General features: G+C 68.6%; 3 protein-coding genes. All 3 read left to right on the top strand.

Annotated features, from left to right (window positions below; genetic code table 11):
• Window positions 1-5: 5 nt before the first annotated feature.
• Window positions 6-215 carry an acyl-CoA carboxylase epsilon subunit gene (locus tag HW837_RS47990; RefSeq protein ID WP_193382266.1) on the top strand — a complete coding sequence of 70 codons (210 nt, stop codon included), beginning with the start codon at window positions 6-8 and terminating at the stop codon, window positions 213-215.
• 38 nt (window positions 216-253) lie between these two features.
• Entirely contained in the window at window positions 254-718 is a 465-nt protein-coding gene (locus tag HW837_RS47985; RefSeq protein ID WP_193382264.1) for a cobalamin B12-binding domain-containing protein, read from the top strand.
• Window positions 715-819: biotin carboxylase N-terminal domain-containing protein (locus tag HW837_RS47980; RefSeq protein WP_193382265.1), on the top strand; the 105-nt coding region annotated here is incomplete at its 3' end. The genes HW837_RS47985 and HW837_RS47980, both read left to right, overlap by 4 nt.

Genomic DNA, 819 nt, shown 5'->3' with positions numbered 1-819 from the left:
CAACCATGACCATCAAGGTCGTACGGGGCAACCCCACCCCGGAGGAACTGGCCGCCGCCCTGGCGGTGGTCCACGCCCGCGCCGCGGCGGCAGCCACCGTCCTCGAAGGGCCCGAGCGCCTGAACCAGTGGGCGGACAGAAAGCACAACATCCTCCGCGACTCCCTCACACAGCCTGGGCCCACAACCTGGCGCACCTCCTACTGGCCCCACTGAACGAGCAAGCCCCGGTCCGCACCCCTCCTGGAGTGAGAATGAGTGCCCTGCTGCAACACACGGAGCGCGTCGGCACCGCCACGGCGCCGCATGCCCGCGTGGTGATCGCGAAACCCGGCCTCGACGGCCACGACCGCGGTGCGAAGGTCATCGCCCGGGCCCTGCGTGACGCCGGCTTCGAGGTGATCTACACCGGCCTGCACCAAACACCGGAACAGATAGTCGCCACGGTCATCGCCGAGGACGCACCGTTGGTGGGACTCTCCGTGCTGTCAGGCGCCCATCTGACGATCGTGGAAAGGGTGATCAAGCTGCTCAGGCAGGAAGACGCCGGCGACGTCCGCATCCTCATCGGCGGCATCATCCCGGACCGCGACATCCCCGTGCTCAAAGCCATGGGCGTCGACGCGGTCTTCACCCCCGGCTCGGACATCGGCCGGATCGTCGACGCCGCGCGCAGGCTCACCACGACCTCGAACGACATGCTGGAGCCGGAATGCTGACGAAGGTGTTGATCGCCAACCGAGGCGAAATCGCTGTCCGCGTCGCCCGGGCGTGCCGGGACGCCGGGATCGCGAGCGTGGCCGTGTACGCCGATCCGGAC

The sequence above is a fragment of the Streptomyces caniscabiei genome, assembly GCF_014930365.1.
Taxonomy (GTDB): domain Bacteria; phylum Actinomycetota; class Actinomycetes; order Streptomycetales; family Streptomycetaceae; genus Streptomyces; species Streptomyces caniscabiei.
Note: the sequence above shows the minus strand (reverse complement) of the source record. Positions and strands in the feature narration are given on the sequence as shown.

Coding starts and splice junctions, on each gene's coding strand:
- HW837_RS47990 (WP_193382266.1), top strand. CDS start 6: ATGACCATCAAGGTCGTACGGGGCAACCCCACCCCGGAGGAACTGGCC.
- HW837_RS47985 (WP_193382264.1), top strand. CDS start 254: ATGAGTGCCCTGCTGCAACACACGGAGCGCGTCGGCACCGCCACGGCG.